The organism is Undibacterium sp. Jales W-56 (assembly GCF_025548535.1).
Classification (GTDB): Bacteria; Pseudomonadota; Gammaproteobacteria; order Burkholderiales; family Burkholderiaceae_D; genus Undibacterium.
Genome location: NZ_JAJLQW010000004.1, coordinates 172,287 through 188,546 on the forward strand (window position 1 = coordinate 172,287; position 16,260 = coordinate 188,546).

16 protein-coding genes are annotated in these 16,260 nt (G+C 49.3%); 12 read left to right on the forward strand and 4 right to left on the reverse strand.

Annotated elements, in window-relative coordinates; all coding sequences use genetic code 11:
• Window positions 1–31: 31 nt before the first annotated feature.
• From LPB67_RS12515 to grpE, 4 genes are all read right to left on the reverse strand, one after another.
• Entirely contained in the window at window positions 32–646 is a 615-nt protein-coding gene (locus LPB67_RS12515) for a chalcone isomerase family protein (protein ID WP_262837593.1), read from the reverse strand.
• Window positions 647–898: 252 nt separating this feature from the next.
• Window positions 899–2,020, reverse strand: a complete 1,122-nt coding sequence (dnaJ, locus tag LPB67_RS12520; protein ID WP_262837594.1) for a molecular chaperone DnaJ — start codon at window positions 2,018–2,020, stop codon at window positions 899–901.
• A 112-nt stretch (window positions 2,021–2,132) separates the two neighbouring features.
• A complete protein-coding gene (gene dnaK / locus LPB67_RS12525) occupies window positions 2,133–4,067 on the reverse strand; it encodes a molecular chaperone DnaK (RefSeq protein WP_262837595.1) in 1,935 nt (644 codons plus the stop codon).
• A gap of 134 nt (window positions 4,068–4,201) precedes the next feature.
• Window positions 4,202–4,765 carry a nucleotide exchange factor GrpE gene (gene grpE, locus LPB67_RS12530; RefSeq protein ID WP_262837596.1) on the reverse strand — a complete coding sequence of 188 codons (564 nt, stop codon included), beginning with the start codon at window positions 4,763–4,765 and terminating at the stop codon, window positions 4,202–4,204.
• Window positions 4,766–5,304: 539 nt separating this feature from the next.
• On the opposite strand from grpE, the gene rfbB reads away from it, so the two are divergent.
• From rfbB to LPB67_RS12590, 12 genes are all read left to right on the forward strand, one after another.
• A complete protein-coding gene (gene rfbB / locus LPB67_RS12535) occupies window positions 5,305–6,375 on the forward strand; it encodes a dTDP-glucose 4,6-dehydratase (protein WP_262837597.1) in 1,071 nt (356 codons plus the stop codon).
• Entirely contained in the window at window positions 6,375–7,265 is an 891-nt protein-coding gene (rfbA, locus tag LPB67_RS12540) for a glucose-1-phosphate thymidylyltransferase RfbA (RefSeq protein WP_262837598.1), read from the forward strand. The genes rfbB and rfbA overlap by 1 nt, the downstream gene beginning before the upstream one ends.
• Window positions 7,266–7,315: 50 nt before the next feature.
• Window positions 7,316–7,861 (forward strand): dTDP-4-dehydrorhamnose 3,5-epimerase, encoded by a 546-nt coding sequence (gene rfbC / locus LPB67_RS12545; protein WP_262837599.1) that lies wholly within the window; start codon window positions 7,316–7,318, stop codon window positions 7,859–7,861.
• The gene (gene rfbD / locus LPB67_RS12550) at window positions 7,858–8,802 is read left to right on the forward strand and encodes a dTDP-4-dehydrorhamnose reductase (RefSeq protein ID WP_262837600.1); all 945 of its coding nucleotides are present in this window, start codon (window positions 7,858–7,860) and stop codon (window positions 8,800–8,802) included. The genes rfbC and rfbD overlap by 4 nt, the downstream gene beginning before the upstream one ends.
• Complete coding sequence (locus LPB67_RS12555) at window positions 8,799–9,200, forward strand: sugar 3,4-ketoisomerase (protein WP_262837601.1); 402 nt, start codon at window positions 8,799–8,801, stop codon at window positions 9,198–9,200. The genes rfbD and LPB67_RS12555 overlap by 4 nt, the downstream gene beginning before the upstream one ends.
• Window positions 9,197–9,952 (forward strand): acyltransferase, encoded by a 756-nt coding sequence (locus LPB67_RS12560; RefSeq protein ID WP_262837602.1) that lies wholly within the window; start codon window positions 9,197–9,199, stop codon window positions 9,950–9,952. Before LPB67_RS12555 ends, LPB67_RS12560 begins: the two co-directional genes overlap by 4 nt.
• Window positions 9,933–11,036, forward strand: a complete 1,104-nt coding sequence (locus LPB67_RS12565; RefSeq protein WP_262837603.1) for a DegT/DnrJ/EryC1/StrS family aminotransferase — start codon at window positions 9,933–9,935, stop codon at window positions 11,034–11,036. Before LPB67_RS12560 ends, LPB67_RS12565 begins: the two co-directional genes overlap by 20 nt.
• A 45-nt stretch (window positions 11,037–11,081) precedes the next feature.
• Window positions 11,082–12,329, forward strand: coding sequence for an O-antigen translocase (locus LPB67_RS12570; protein ID WP_262837604.1), 1,248 nt, complete (start codon window positions 11,082–11,084; stop codon window positions 12,327–12,329).
• Between the two features lie 25 nt (window positions 12,330–12,354).
• Window positions 12,355–13,764: a hypothetical protein gene (locus LPB67_RS12575; protein ID WP_262837605.1), complete on the forward strand. Its 1,410-nt coding sequence runs from the start codon at window positions 12,355–12,357 to the stop codon at window positions 13,762–13,764.
• Window positions 13,765–13,835: 71 nt separating this feature from the next.
• The gene (locus LPB67_RS12580; protein ID WP_262837606.1) at window positions 13,836–14,636 is read left to right on the forward strand and encodes a hypothetical protein; all 801 of its coding nucleotides are present in this window, start codon (window positions 13,836–13,838) and stop codon (window positions 14,634–14,636) included.
• Between the two features lie 5 nt (window positions 14,637–14,641).
• Window positions 14,642–15,637: a UDP-glucose 4-epimerase family protein gene (locus LPB67_RS12585; protein ID WP_262837607.1), complete on the forward strand. Its 996-nt coding sequence runs from the start codon at window positions 14,642–14,644 to the stop codon at window positions 15,635–15,637.
• Window positions 15,634–16,194 (forward strand): sugar transferase, encoded by a 561-nt coding sequence (locus tag LPB67_RS12590; protein WP_262837608.1) that lies wholly within the window; start codon window positions 15,634–15,636, stop codon window positions 16,192–16,194. The genes LPB67_RS12585 and LPB67_RS12590 overlap by 4 nt, the downstream gene beginning before the upstream one ends.
• Window positions 16,195–16,260 lie beyond the last annotated feature (66 nt).

Sequence of the window (16,260 nt, forward strand, 5' to 3'; positions counted from 1 at the left end):
TTGTTTAACAATGATTTGGCAGCGCGAAAAGTTAGCGGTAACCGCTCTTATCTTCACCGGCATCCGCCAGCATGGCTTTTTTCAGCGAAGTATCGACCGGCTTTTCCCCCAGCCAGATACGCAACAGCGCATTATTGAAAGCGATATCCGGATACGGCTCGCCCAATTTTTTACCGTTTAAATAAAAAGTCGTTCCCACTCCCGGCACCCAGTCGGTCAGCATGATGTCGCCCTTTTTCAACTCAGGCACAGAGGCAAATAATTCACCCAAGCGCAGAAATTGCATGGTCAATTTAGACTTTTCAGCTTTATCCGTATTTTGTTGGATACCGGACATAAAGCCGCGACCAAATTCTTCATTGCTAAGATCGCGCAGCATGACAATCGTGACGCGTCTTGGCCCCGTGGTAGCCAAAACATCAGGCACTGTGGTCTTTTTACTCGGTAAATAAAGACCGGCCGCATAGACTTTAAAAATCGCTTTGTAGCGAATGCCTGCGCCATTTAATTTTAAATCGGTATTCGCAAGATGGACTGTGTCTTCAAATTTCGCGCCTGCCACCTCGACCGTCGCTGCATGCGCGACCCAGCTTGCCGACGCGAACAATGCCGCGCACAACAAGCGTTTACTTGTATTCCAAATCATATTTGTCTCCATTAATTTTCTTTTTACCCTTATTTTCCGCACGGGCGTTTCATTATGCAATGCGAAGTTAGAGTAAGACGTCTAAGCGGCAGTGGTAAAAACAATTCGTTGCCGCCTCACCACAGTCTAAAGCTTACCTGAAATTAAGCATGAGATACGAACAGACAAAATTTGAACGTAAAAAAACCTGCCGGTTATCTGGCAGGTTGAATGTCCAGGACATGATGTCTTGTCCTTTATCCGTACCCGGATTTACTCGAAGAACTTTTTGACCTTATCCATCCAGGTCTTGCTTTGCGGATTATGTTTGGCGCCGCCTTCTACGGTGAGTTGCTCAAAATTGCGCAGCAGTTCTTTTTGTTTATCGGTCAACTTCACCGGCGTCTCAATCACCACGTGGCAAAACAAATCGCCAGCGTAACCCGAACGCACCCCCTTCACACCCTTGCTACGCAAACGGAAAGTTTTACCTGATTGCGTACCTTCCGGGATCGTGAATGAAGCTTTACCGCTTAAGGTAGGGACTTCAATATCGCCGCCCAGCGCCGCTTTCACGAAGGAGATCGGCATTTCGCAATGCAAATCATCACCTTCGCGCTGGAACACCGGATGTTGCTTGATATGGATTTCCACATACAGATCGCCGGGAGGACCGCCGTTCACACCTGGTTCGCCATTGCCCGATGAGCGGATACGCATGCCATCGTCAATCCCTGCCGGTATTTTGACTTCCAGTGTCTTGTTGCGCTTGATGCGGCCGACGCCGGAACAACTGGGACAAGGATCAGGAATCATCTTGCCTGTGCCGTGACACTTAGGGCAGGTTTGCTGAATACTGAACAGGCCTTGCTGCATACGTACCTGACCGTGACCACCGCAAGTGCTGCATGTAACAGGCTGTGTGCCGGGTTTAGCGCCGGAACCGTGGCAGGTATCGCATTCATCCCAACTTGGCACACGTATCGTCGTATCGAATCCGTTCGCCGCCTGCTCTAAACTGATTTCCAGGTTGTAGCGTAAATCGGCGCCGCGATACACTTGCGGACCGCCGCTGCGGCTACGGCCGCCACCGAAAATATCGCCAAAAATATCGCCGAAAGCATCGGCAAAACCAGCGCCGCCACCGCCTCCGCCGCCGCCCATATTCGGGTCAACGCCCGCGTGTCCGTAGCGATCATAGGCATCGCGCTTTTGCGCATCGGACAGAATCTCGTAGGCTTCTTTCGCCTCCTTGAATTTCTCTTCCGAGGTCTTGCTATCCGGATTGCGGTCCGGATGGTATTTCATCGCCAGCTTGCGATATGCTTTTTTGATTTCATCTTCCGCGGCGTTTTTTGCTACACCCAGAATTTCGTAAAAATCACGCTTCGCCATCTCTTTGCACCTTGTTTTATATCAGCGAATTAAGCAAAAACGCCGAGCAGGGAAATCGCGACTACGATCAACCTGCCCGGCGAGTCTTGGCGGGGATTGCCCGCCGGACTAATTACTTACCGTCTTTGACTTCTTTGAAGTCTGCATCGACAACGTCGTCATCTTTTGCATGTGCGTCAGCTGCGCCGGCACCTGCTGCGCCGCCCGCTGCCGCTTGCTGGGCTTGCATGTCGGCATAGACTTTTTCACCCAGTTTTTGAGACGCTGTAGACAGGGCGCCGATCTTGGTATCGATCTCGGCCTTGTCGCCATTCTTCAGAATATCTTCCAAATCCTTGATGGCGGCTTCGATTTTTTCTTTCTCGCCAGCTTCTAGCTTGTCGCCATGTTCGCTCAGGGCTTTTTTGGTGGAGTGAATCAAGGCATCGCCTTGATTGCGGGACTCAGCCAATTCCTTGACTTTTTTGTCTTCTTCCGCGTTCAATTCCGCATCTTTCACCATTTTTTGAATTTCTTCTTCCGTCAAACCGGAGTTTGCCTTAATGGTGATTTTGTTCTCTTTACCGGTTGCCTTGTCTTTTGCACCTACGTGCAAGATACCATTCGCGTCGATATCGAATGTCACTTCGATCTGCGGTGTGCCGCGTGACGCTGGCGGAATGCCTTCCAGATTGAATTCGCCCAGACCCTTATTACGCGCTGCGATTTCACGCTCGCCTTGGTAGACCTTGATGGTTACCGCAGGCTGATTGTCATCAGCAGTCGAAAATACCTGGCTGAACTTGGTCGGGATCGTGGTGTTCTTTTGAATCATCTTGGTCATCACGCCACCCAGGGTTTCAATACCCAGAGACAATGGCGTCACATCCAGCAGCAACACGTCTTTGCGATCGCCAGACAAGACCGAGCCTTGAATCGCTGCGCCAACGGCAACGGCTTCATCGGGATTCACGTCTTTACGCGGTTCTTTACCGAAGAATTCTTTGACCAATTCCTGGACTTTTGGCATGCGTGTCATACCGCCGACCAGGATCACGTCATCGATGTCAGAGGTTTTTACGCCCGCATCTTTGATCGCCATACGGCATGGTTCCATGGTTTTCTGGATCAGTTCTTCGACCAGCGCTTCCAGCTTGGCACGCGTGATTTTCAAATTCAAATGCACCGGTGCGCCGTTCGCCATGGCGATGTACGGCTCATTGATTTCTGTTTGCTGTGAACTGGACAATTCAATCTTGGCGCGTTCTGCAGACGCTTTGATACGTTGCAAAGCGATAGGATCTTTGGACAAGTCCAGGCCATTGATTTTTTTGAATTCGTCGATGATGTAGTCGATGATGCGCTGGTCGAAATCTTCACCGCCCAGGAAAGTATCGCCGTTGGTGGACAAGACTTCGAATTGCATTTCGCCATCAACGTCGGCGATTTCGATAATGGATACGTCAAACGTACCGCCGCCCAGGTCATACACCGCAATCTTGCGATCGCCTTTTTCTTTTTTGTCCAGACCAAATGCCAAAGCCGCTGCAGTTGGTTCGTTGATGATGCGTTTGACGTCGAGACCGGCAATACGGCCTGCATCTTTGGTAGCCTGACGCTGCGCATCGTTGAAATAGGCCGGAACAGTAATGACGGCTTCGGTGACTTCTTCGCCGAGGTAGTCTTCGGCAGTTTTCTTCATTTTGCGCAAAACTTCCGCAGAAATTTGTGGCGGTGCCAAACGCTTGTCGCGCACGGAAACCCATGCATCGCCGTTGTCTGCCTTGGAAATGGTATAAGGCATCAGACCGATGTCTTTTTGCACTTCTTTTTCATCGAACTTACGGCCGATCAGGCGCTTTACCGCAAACAAGGTATTTTTTGGATTGGTTACTGCCTGACGCTTGGCAGAAGCGCCGACCAAGATCTCGCCGTCTTCCTGATAAGCAATGATAGACGGCGTAGTGCGCGCGCCTTCTGCATTCTCGATGACCTTAGGCTGGCCGCCTTCCATAATAGCGACGCAAGAATTGGTGGTACCCAAATCAATACCGATCATTTTTCCCATGATATTTCCCTTTTAGTTTAATTATTTGATATTTATTGAGCTGCTTTACTGTGGAATTGCCGCTCTGTTGTTCTGGATATAGGGCAAAAACCCCGAGTTTCAAGCATTTTTTATCGTTTTTTTGCCTGTTTTTGCTATTTTCCTTGCGCCACAGTAATCAATGCTGGTCGCAACAAGCGGTCTGCGATCGTATAGCCTTTTTGCAAGACGGTCACCACGGTATTCGCCTCTTGCTCTGCAGGCACCATGGAAATTGCCTGGTGCTTAGCCGGGTCTAATTTTTCACCCTGAACAGGATTAATTTCAAGCAAGCGGTTTTTTTCAAAAGCAGAACTCAGTTGCTTCAGGGTCATCTCTACCCCTTCCTTCAGCGATTCTATCGAGGGTGTTTCCAGTTTTAACGCCATTTCCAAACTATCTTTGACGGGCACCATTGCCTCGGCAAAACCTTCTATCGCAAATTTATGTGCTTTAGCAATGTCCTCCTGAGCGCGGCGACGGATATTCTCCCCCTCGGCCTTAGCGCGCATAAACGCATCCTGCAGCTCCGATACTTTGGCTTCGAGTTGCGCCAGCGTATCGCTTGCAACGGTTTCAGTCAGGTCGGCTACCTGTGCTGTATCAGTCACAGTCTCTGTCGCGGGCACTGCGGTTTCTTCTGCATCCATGTTTTCTACAGGTTTTTCTTGGTCTTGCATTGTTTATCTCCAAATCAAATTACACATCTTTATGGAAATGGGGGGTAACCATACCATTTCAAGGGGTATTCATGAACTTTTTCGGGATTTAGTTCGACAGGCCAAGCTGGCACAGACAATATGCTAACGAATTAGACATTTCGTTACAAATTTTACATGATCCGTATCTGGTAAATCAGAAGAAAACTACTACCATTACATATGAGATCCATGAGTTAAAAGTCAACCTGACCCTGGATTACTCCTACCAGCTCATTTAGGAGGCAATTAAAATGAAACTGTCACTCATCTCTATCGTTGTTTGCGCGTACACCCTGATCGTGGTGGCATGGATCTGTATGTCGCAAGCAAATATTTAGCGTTCATCTGGACGAATAACTGAACCATTCCCCCGACGCTTTACCGCGCAGTTGCTCTCCGCTGGCAAATCCGCGGATCGCGTTTGTAAATGTAAATTACGCTTACAGTTACGATAAACACCCCTTGTGGCGTAAAATTGTGCTTTTTTCGTATGCGATTTTCGCAAAAGGAACACAAGCATGATTTTCGTCACAGGTGGTGCGGGTTTTATTGGTGCTAATTTCGTACTCGATTGGCTGGCGCAAAGCGATGAGCCTGTCATCAATTTCGACAAACTCACGTATGCTGGCAATTTGAGCAATCTCGTCAGCTTGCAAAACGATCAACGGCACATTTTTGTCCAGGGCGACATCAATGACGGCGCTAAAGTAGCAGAATTACTGTCGCAATACCAACCTCGTGCAATTGTGCATTTTGCCGCAGAAAGTCATGTAGATCGCTCTATTCACGGGCCCGCCGCTTTTGTTACGACCAATATCAACGGTACTTTTAGCCTGCTTGAAGCAACTAAAGCCTATTGGCAAAACCTGCCGGAACCTGAAAAATCCGCATTCCGCTTCCTGCATGTCTCCACCGATGAGGTGTACGGTACGCTGAGCGCCGAGGATCCGCCGTTTTCAGAAACCACCGCCTATGCGCCGAATAGCCCCTACTCTGCGTCCAAGGCGGCATCGGATCATCTGGTGCGCGCTTACCATCACACCTACGGACTACCGACGCTGACCACCAATTGCTCGAATAACTACGGTGCTTACCACTTCCCGGAAAAACTGATTCCCTTAATGATCACCAATGCCCGTGCCGGCAAGGATTTACCAGTGTACGGCGACGGCATGCAAGTGCGCGACTGGCTGTATGTCAACGATCATTGCTCGGCCATTCGCCGCGTGCTGGAAGGTGGCCGGGTCGGTGAAACCTACAATGTCGGTGGCTGGAATGAACAGAGCAATTTGAGCGTGGTGCACATCCTGTGCGACCTGCTTGACCAATTGCAACCGAAGGCCAATGGCAACTACCGCGACCAGATCAAACACGTGACCGACAGGCCGGGCCATGACCGTCGCTATGCAATCGATGCGCGCAAGATAGAAAAAGAACTGGGCTGGAAGCCGGCAGAAACCTTTGAAACCGGTCTGCGTAAAACCGTGGAATGGTATCTGGCCAACGATGCCTGGGTCAGCCAGGTGCAGTCCGGCGATTACCTGAAATGGGTCAACCTGCAATACAACAACAGCGCGGAGGTGGTGTAATGACGGCCAGCAATCGCAAAGGCATCATCCTGGCCGGCGGTTCCGGCACACGACTGTATCCGGTGACGCAAGCGGTATCCAAACAACTGCTGCCGGTCTATGACAAGCCGATGATTTACTATCCGCTGACCTCGCTGATGCTGGCTGGCATGCGCGACATCCTGATCATCTCGACGCCGCAAGACACGCCGCGCTTCCAGGAATTGCTCGGCGATGGATCGCAGTGGGGGATCAACTTGCAATATGCCGTCCAGCCCAGCCCCGACGGTCTGGCGCAAGCCTTTATCATCGGTCGCGAATTTGTCGGCAATTCGCCTTCGGCCCTGATCCTCGGCGACAATATTTATTACGGTCACGACTTCGAGCCGCAACTCAGGGCGGCTGATGCGAACCTGCATGGCGCCACCGTGTTTGCCTATCATGTGCATGATCCCGAGCGTTATGGCGTGGTCGAATTCGATCAGCAAAGGCATGCCATCAGCATAGAAGAAAAACCGGTGCAGCCAAAATCCAATTACGCCGTCACCGGTCTGTATTTCTACGATCAGCAAGTGGTGGATATTGCCGCCAGCATCCGGCCCTCGCACCGCGGCGAACTCGAAATCACCGATGTCAACAATGTCTACCTGAAACAAGGGCAACTGAAAGTTGAATTGATGGGCCGCGGCATGGCGTGGCTGGATACCGGCACTCACGAGTCCTTGCTGGAAGCGGGTCAATTCATTGCCACCATCGAAAAACGCCAGGGCCTGAAAGTCGCTTGTCCGGAAGAAATTGCCTACCGGCGCGGCTATATCAATGACGCACAGTTGGAAAAACTCGCACAGCCACTCAAAAAGAATGAATACGGTCGCTATCTGCTGCAATTATTGCAGCATAAAACCTATTGATTCCTGCGCCCATAGCATACTCATTTACTTCGTCGCCCAACTACCAGATCATGAACGTAATACCTACCAATTTGCCTGAAGTGATGATCATCGAGCCGCGCGTCTTCGGCGATGATCGCGGATTTTTTTATGAAAGTTTCAACGCAAAAAAATTTGCCGAACTGACTGGCATCAATACCGCCTTCGTGCAAGACAATCATTCCATGTCGGCTAAAAATGTGTTGCGCGGCATGCATTACCAGATCCAGCAGGCACAAGGTAAATTGGTACGCGTGATTTCAGGCGAAGTGTTTGACGTGGCCGTCGATTTGCGCAAAAGCTCGCCCCGTTTCGGGCAATGGACCGGCGTCACCTTATCGGCCGCCAACCAGCGTCAGCTATGGATACCGCCAGGCTTCGCGCACGGCTTTGTGGTCACCAGCGAGAAGGCCGAATTCCTCTACAAGACCACCGATTACTGGGCCCCGGAACATGAGCGTTGCCTACAGTGGAATGACCCGTCGGTCGGTATTCAATGGCCTATGCAAGACGCGCCTGTGATGTCTGACAAGGACCAGCAAGGCACATCGCTGGCAGATGCCGAGGTTTTTGCATGAGGATTTTATTGACTGGTACCAGCGGCCAACTCGGTCATGCCCTGCTGCAGACCCTGGATAGCATAGGCACGGTGATCGTACCGGAACGCCGTACCATGGATCTCAGTCAGCCCGAGCAATTACGGCAAGTGATCCGGACCATCCAGCCGGACCTGATCGTCAATCCGGCCGCCTACACCGCCGTCGACAAAGCCGAAAGCGAACCGGAACTGGCCCATACCATCAACGCAACGGCACCCGCAGTGATGGCCGAAGAAGCAAAAAAACTCGGTGCCGCCCTGATTCATTATTCGACGGATTATGTATTCGACGGCAGCAAGTGCGACGCTGCAGGTAATTTGTTGCCCTATGCAGAGCAGGATCCAACCGCACCGATCAATGTCTACGGCCAAACCAAGCTGGCAGGCGAGCAGGCGATCCGCCAAAGCGGCTGCCGTCATTTGATTTTTCGCACCAGTTGGGTGTACTCGCTGTTTGGTAAAAACTTCTTGCTGACCATGCTGCGCCTGGCCAAGGAAAGAGAAGAATTAAACATCGTCAACGACCAGTGGGGCGCACCCACATCGGCAGGCTGGCTGGCCGAAGCGAGCGCCAGCATCATCGCGCAAATCATCCATGCCGCCGACCAGGATCAATGGTGGGAGCAACATCAAGGCCTGTACCACATGACGCCACAAGGCAAAACCAGCTGGTGCGGCTTCACGCAAGAAATCATGGCGCAAGCCGGCAAGCTGGCATTATTCTCAAAAACAGCCCCCGTGGTGACAGGCATACCGGCCAGCCAATATCCAACCCCTGCCCGCCGTCCCGTCAATTCCTGTCTCGATACGCATCTGCTGGCACAGCATTTTGGCCTGGCCATACCGACCTGGCAAGCGGTACTCGAAAACTGCCTGCAACGGCAGCCTCAGAACAATCATCATTCGGGTAAATACAATTGAAACCACAAATCATTCCACTGCGCGTTATAGGTGATGATCGCGGCAGTCTGGTGGCGATAGAGGCTGAACAAAATATTCCTTTCGAGATCAAGCGCGTCTACTACATTTTCGGAACCAAGGATGGTGTTGAACGCGGATTCCATGCTCATCGCAACCTGCAACAAGTCGCCGTCGCAGTACGTGGTTCCTGCATCATGACGATTGATGACGGCAAGGAAAAAACAGAATTCAAGCTAGACAATCCAGCCAACGGTCTTTATATCAACTCCATGGTTTGGCGTGTCATGAAAGATTTTAGCGAAGATTGTGTGTTGCTGGTCATGGCTGATCAGCATTATGCAGAAAGCGACTATATTCGGGACTATAAAACATTTCTATCGGAGTTATCAAAAAAATGATACATCCCACGGCAATCGTCTCCCCGGCAGCAAAGATAGGGAAAAGCATAAAGATTGGTGCCTTTAGCATCATTCATGACAAGGTAGAGATTGGTGATGAATCCGAAATAGGAAGTCATTGCGAAATAGGTATAGCAACGCCTTTAAGTGATGGCTCGCCTTTAATTATTGGCGCTCACTCTACAATCCGTTCACATTCAATTTTCTACGCAGGATCAATTTTTGGAGATCGATTGGTGACCGGTCATCGAGTGACCGTAAGAGAAGGGACGCACGCCGGGCTGAATCTACAAATAGGCACGCTTAGCGATATCCAGGGTGACTGCACTATCGGTGATTATGTCAGATTGCATTCAAACGTACATATTGGAAAAAAATCCGTCGTTGGCAATTTCGTTTGGATTTTCCCTTATGTGGTTCTGACCAACGATCCAACGCCACCTAGTTCGACGCTGCTGGGTTGTGAGATTGGTGATTACACTGCAGTCGCCACAATGTCAGTTGTACTCCCGGGTGTAAAAATAGGTCAACATTGTCTAATTGGGGCGCACGCTTGCGTGGGAAAAAATGTGGCGGACGGAATGATCGCCGCTGGTATACCCGCCAAGACGCTAGGTCCAACGTCCAATATTCAATTACGTGACGGCAGCGGTTTGAGTGCATATCCTTGGACCACTCATTTTCACCGTGGCTACCCGGAAGAAATCATAAAGCAATGGAAAAAGGAAAACGATGACAATCCCCTTTCTTGATCTGAAAACGCCACATAGCGACTTACGTACTGAATTGACACAAGCATTCCATCATGTATTGGATAGTGGATGGTTTATTCAAGGAAAACAATTAAGCGACTTTGAGCAAGAATATGCCGCCTACTGTGAGTCAAAACATTGCATCGGTGTTGGCAATGGTTTAGACGCATTGCATTTAATTTTGCGCGCGTACGACATCGGCGCCGGTGATGAGGTCATTGTTCCATCCAACACCTATATAGCGACCTGGCTTGCAGTCTCTTATGCTGGCGCAAGGCCTGTACCTGTAGAACCAGATATAGCCACTTACAATATTTCAGCGGAACTGATTGAGGCAGCAATTACCTCACGTACTAAGGCAATTATGATGGTGCATTTGTATGGCCAGGTAGCGGATATGGATGCGATCAATCTGCTCGCAAATAAATACAATTTAAAAGTTATCGAAGACGCAGCTCAGTCACAAGGTGCCAAATATAAGGGCAGACTCTCAGGAGGTTTAGGTGATGCTGCGGGACACAGTTTTTATCCCGGAAAAAACCTGGGCGCTCTTGGCGACGGCGGCGCAATCACCACTAACGATGACAAATTGGCTGAAAAATTGCGCATGTTGCGCAACTATGGTTCAGAAATCAAGTATCACAATGAAGTTAAGGGCTACAACTCAAGGCTAGATGAGCTTCAAGCGGCATTTCTTCGTGTGAAGTTAAAAAAGTTAAACGACTGGAATCAACGGCGGCAAACTCTGGCAAAGCTATATCAGGAGGGCTTGCAAAATACGCCCGGCATTACACTTCCATTTGTTCCTGATTGGGCAGATCCTGTTTGGCATCTTTATGTTATCCGTGCTGAACAACGTGATCGTTTACAGCAACATTTACAGTCTGCGGGAATTGGCACGGTCATCCATTATCCAATTCCACCACATTTGCAACATGCATATGCAGAATTGAAGTTCGCTCAAGGAGCATTCCCCATTTCTGAAAAAATCCATAACGAAGTCATCAGCTTGCCGCTGGATCCTTACTTATCGGTTGAGGATGCAAAACGAGTCATTGCAGCAGTGCGTGAATTTACCGCCTAAGCACAAGTTGAATATGCGGATTAAGCGATTCATTTTGGTATTGACATGTCATTAGTCAGTACAGGTTTTTTAAATGCGATCGCGGTTGCCATGCGTTTGCTGGCCATGCTTGGTCTGAATAAATTATTGGCCATTTATGTTGGGCCAGCGGGTTATGCGGCATTAGGTCAATTTCAAAATGCAATCACGATGATCACATCGTTTGCTAGCGGAGCCATCAATACGGGTGTCACCAAATACACGGCGCAGTACCATGACGAAACGGCTAAACAACATAGATTGTGGCAAACAGCTGGCAGTATTTCACTGGCCTGTACCTTACTGGTATCCACTTTTATTGCTATTTTTCATCGACCTCTTGCAGGAATTTTGCTGCAAGATACAAATCTTGGTAGTGTCTTCCTCTGGTTAGCGGCAACATTAATTTTATTTGTATTCAATGCCTTTTTATTAGCCGTACTCAATGGAAAAAAAGCCGTTGGCCGCTACGTTATTGCCAATGTATCGACCAGCATTATCACACTGTTAGTGACCTGGCTACTATCGAGTGTATGGGGTTTATACGGCGCCCTCGTTGCACTGACAATCAACCAATCCGTTGTTTTTTTTGTGACCCTGGCGCTCTGCATGCGCACCAATTGGTTTCGTTTTTCCGATCTTGCCGGGCGTATCGATCCTCAGTTAGCGCGTCAGCTAGCGCAATACGGATTAATGGCATTAGTAACAGCGGTGGCTTTGCCACTAAGTCAAATGTTGATTCGTGATCATCTGGTAAGTGAGTTCGGTTGGTTCTATGCCGGATTATGGCAAGCTGTCACAAAAATCAGCGACATGTATTTGATGCTAATTACGACGACACTGACCGTGTATTATCTGCCGCGTCTCTCAGAAATCAGCGAACCTTTGCAATTGCGTCAAGAAATTTCAAAGGTATATCGATTTGCGCTTCCTGCAGCCGCAATCGGCGCTCTATTCGTTTATCTGTTACGTGAGTGGTTAGTCGCACTATTATTCACACAAGATTTTTTGCCGATGCTGGATTTATTGGCTTGGCAATTAATCGGAGATGTCGTAAAAATAGGTAGTTGGGTGTTAGGATTCGTAATGTTGGGACGCGCTATGGTCCGCGCTTATATAATCACCGAAGTCGTGTTTAATTTTTCCTTAGTTGGATTAACTTACTCGTTAACGCCATGGCTGGGATTAAAAGCGGCGGTCATCGCATTTTTAATTAATTATCTGCTGTACTGGTTATGCATTGCCATCATTCTAAAAAAAACTGGTTACAAATAAAACACTGAAACTACGTGAAAAACACATGTTGCAAGCCTACATAAAACAATCGCTGGCCGAAATTTGTAAGGCCGAAAAACTCGATGATGCGATTAAAAAATCGCGTTTTCTAGGCGAACTTTTATGGAAAAATAGTACGGGTCAATATGAATTGTCTGAATTAGAAAATACTTTAGTAGAAAAATTTGGTTCGCAATTTGTGCCGTTAGCGACATCAACAGTAAGTTGTGAATATGTGCATATCCTGACAAAAGCTTACGACAGTGGCGGACACACCCGTATCGTTGAACGTCTGATCAACGCGGCGTCTATGCAGCAATCGGCGATACTAATAACGGAAACAGCCCAAGCCAATGCGTTAAAAAAACTCTCTCACGCGAAATTTGGTTGCATCAAACTACCGAAAAGCCGCGACAGCAAAGACAAAATACAAAGACTCGTTAATGCCTTGGCACATTATAAAACCGTCATTCTCCATATTCATCCCTATGATATAGAAACGGTTCTTGCAGTGGCATTAGCCAAGAAATATTATGGTTTGCGGGTCATGTTATATAACCACGCCGATCATGTATTCTCGTATGGCTTCAGTGTCGCCGATCGCGTGTTGGAAATCAGCTATTTCGGCTGGGGTCTGCGTGCCAAACGTAAAACAGAAAACAAATCCGTCTTCGTCGGCATACCTATTAAATTGCCAGAACTACCGCAAAACCATCGCTGCGGCAAATCCATGAATGAAGCATATATAGCCGCCGCAGGTACTGCCTATAAATTTCGACCAGCCTGTGGCTATTCTTTTCCAGAGTTCGTTGACGATCTGTCAGAACGGATTAAAACCCGGTTTGTCTTGATAGGCCCCCAGCCAGTTTTTAATTGGTGGTGGTGGAAAAGCTATTTCAAAACCAGTTCTAAATTGGATTTTTATTCCACGATGCCGCATGAGAAATATCTTCAGTTCCTGACACATGCAACAGCTTTTATCGATAGTTTTCCGATGACTGGCGGAACAGCCTTTTCTGAAATATTTAGTATGGGAATACCATGTTTCGGCGTCCTCACCGGTGCTCACGGGTATACCCCTGCGGATCAGTTGAAGTCGCAAAGCACTGGGCAATTGATAGAAGACGTAAAACTATTTTTACAAACGGGAAAATTGGACGAGACACTACAAGAAAAAGTGACGCGACAACTGTACGAAGCGCACGATGTGACAGCAGTCGCCAACCGAATTGTCCACGCTTATGATATTGACCTAAAAGACCAACAACCTTTTTGGGTCAACCCAGCGGCAGTAGATACCACGTTCTATGAAAAAATCTGGATCATGAAACCTGGTTTCTCCATGCCGGTCCATGTCCCTCCAGTCTTCAAACTCCTGTACCTGTTTGTTCGCCACTGGACAAAACGCTGCTCGGAGCAGATGAAATTAGCCTAAGGGCAATGCCAACGATATCCATACCCATCTTTGTGATGGATATGGAATGACTTTAAAGACAAAGAATAAGCATGATCCATGTTGCCATCGTTAGCCACGGCCACGAAAACCTCCTCATCAACAGCCAGCTTGGAGGCTTACTCGCCAGCGGTACAGCACTCAAGATTTGGCTAAAAGACAATCAGCCGTCAGCCGACCTGAAAACCTATTGTGAACAGCACGGCGTGCACTATAGCGATGACTTACCTGGCCTGGGTTTTGGTGAAAACAATAATTTTATCTTTGAGCAGATTCGTCAAGAATACGGTTTTCAAACCGGCGACTATTTTGTGGTGATGAATCCCGACCTTAGTACCAGTGCCGAAACCATTTTGGCTCTGACGGCACAAATGACAGCGGATGCCTGCGCAGTAGCGACCATCGATCTGTTCAAGGATCCGCAGTACCGGGTGCATGACGCCAACATCCGGCATTTCCCTACGTATGCGTCTTTATGGAATCTGGTTACCGCACGTTCACTCACCGACAGCTATGACAAAATGGCGATCACCGATTCACGTTACGTTGATTGGGCCTCTGGTGCTTTCCTGGTATTCGATGCGGCACACTACAGGCAACTCGGCGGCTTCGATCAGGCTTATTTCATGTACTTTGAAGATGTCGATATTTGCTATCGTTCGCATCAACTGCTGAACCAGGGCGTCCTGTATTACCCGCAATTTAAAGCGGTGCATCTGGCTGCGCATCAGAATCGCAATTTGATTTCCAGGCATGCGTTCTGGCTGATCACCAGCTTTTTGAAATTTTTGTCACGCCGTTATTTCGTCTATGGCGTATCCAAGCAAATAAGCCATTTACCTCTCACAAAATAAGCGGCATGACTTTAGCAATCTTACTGACGGGCGCCACCGGTTTTGTGGGCCAAGCGCTGATGGGCCATCTCCAGCGACAAGGACACGACCTGCTTTGCCTCAGCCGTCAAGCAAGCAACCTGGCAAACACTGGCCAAAGCCCTCAAATTCGGCATGCGCGCATAGAAGACATGAATGCGGAAACCGACTGGAGTGCGCACCTGGCAGGGCGTACCCACGTGATCCACTGCGCCGCCCGCGTGCACGTCATGCATGAGACCACGGCCGACCCGCTGGCCTTATTTCGTCAGGTCAATGTCGACGCCACGCTCAAGCTGGCACGCCAGGCGGCAGCAGCGGGAGTCCGCCAATTTGTTTTTATCAGCTCGGTCAAAGTCAACGGTGAATCTACCATCAAAGGCCAGCCCTTCACCGAAGACAGCGCGCCTCATCCTGAAGATGCCTACGGCATCTCAAAATACGAAGCCGAGCAAGTCTTGCTGGCGCTCGGACGAGCAAGCGGTATGGCGATCACGATTATTCGCCCTCCTTTAGTGTATGGTCCGGGTGTCAAGGCAAATTTCCTGAACATGTTGCGCTGGGTCAAAAAAGGGCTGCCGTTACCGCTCGCCAGCGTAGATAATCGCCGCAGTTTTGTGTATCTAGGCAATCTGGTGAGCTTGATTCTGACCTGTCTTGATCATCCCAAGGCGGCGCAAGAAATATTTTTAGCCTCCGATGGACAGGACTTATCGACCGCGCAGCTATTACAATATTGCGCAGTTGCCCTGGACGTGCCATCGCGCCTGTTTCCTTTTCCGCCGGGCTGGCTGATGCATGCGGCCCGGCTGGCGGGCAAACAATCGGTGGCCGAACGTTTATGCGGTTCCCTGCAAGTCGATATCGGTAAGGCGCAAGGATTGCTCGGCTGGACGCCGCCGTGGAGCGTACAGCAGGGATTGCAGGCAACCGCTGACGCGTTGAACAGAACGCTGTTGCATAACCCAAAGGAGTTGGTTTGAAACGCGCATTTGATCTATTGTTGGCCTTGATCGCCGCTTGTATTTTACTGCTGCCAATTTTACTTACCGCGATCTGCGTGCGCCTAAGCTCGCCCGGCCCCGTCGTCTATTGGTCCGACCGGGTTGGCCGCTATAACAAAATTTTTAAAATGCCGAAATTCCGCAGCATGCGCATCGATACGCCTGCGGTCGCCACCCATCTGCTGAACAACCCGGACCAATACCTGACACCGATCGGCTCATTCCTCAGAAAATCGAGCTTAGACGAGCTACCCCAGTTGTGGAGCATACTCAAGGGCGATATGAGTTTTGTCGGTCCCCGTCCTGCGCTTTATAATCAGGCCGATTTGATTGCATTGCGATCGGCGCAACAAGTTGACCGCATCCTGCCGGGCTTGACCGGCTGGGCTCAAATCAACGGACGCGATGAATTACCTATCCCGGCTAAAGTCGAACTCGATGCGTACTATGTGCAGCACCGGTCGTTCTGGCTGGATATCAGGATTTTGTTCCTGACCTTGTACAAAGTCGTCAAGCGTGACGGCGTTACCCACTAAGCCGCTGCATTCATACACAATAAATAGCCGGACTATCAAGCCAGTTACTTCGAATAAGAATAAAAG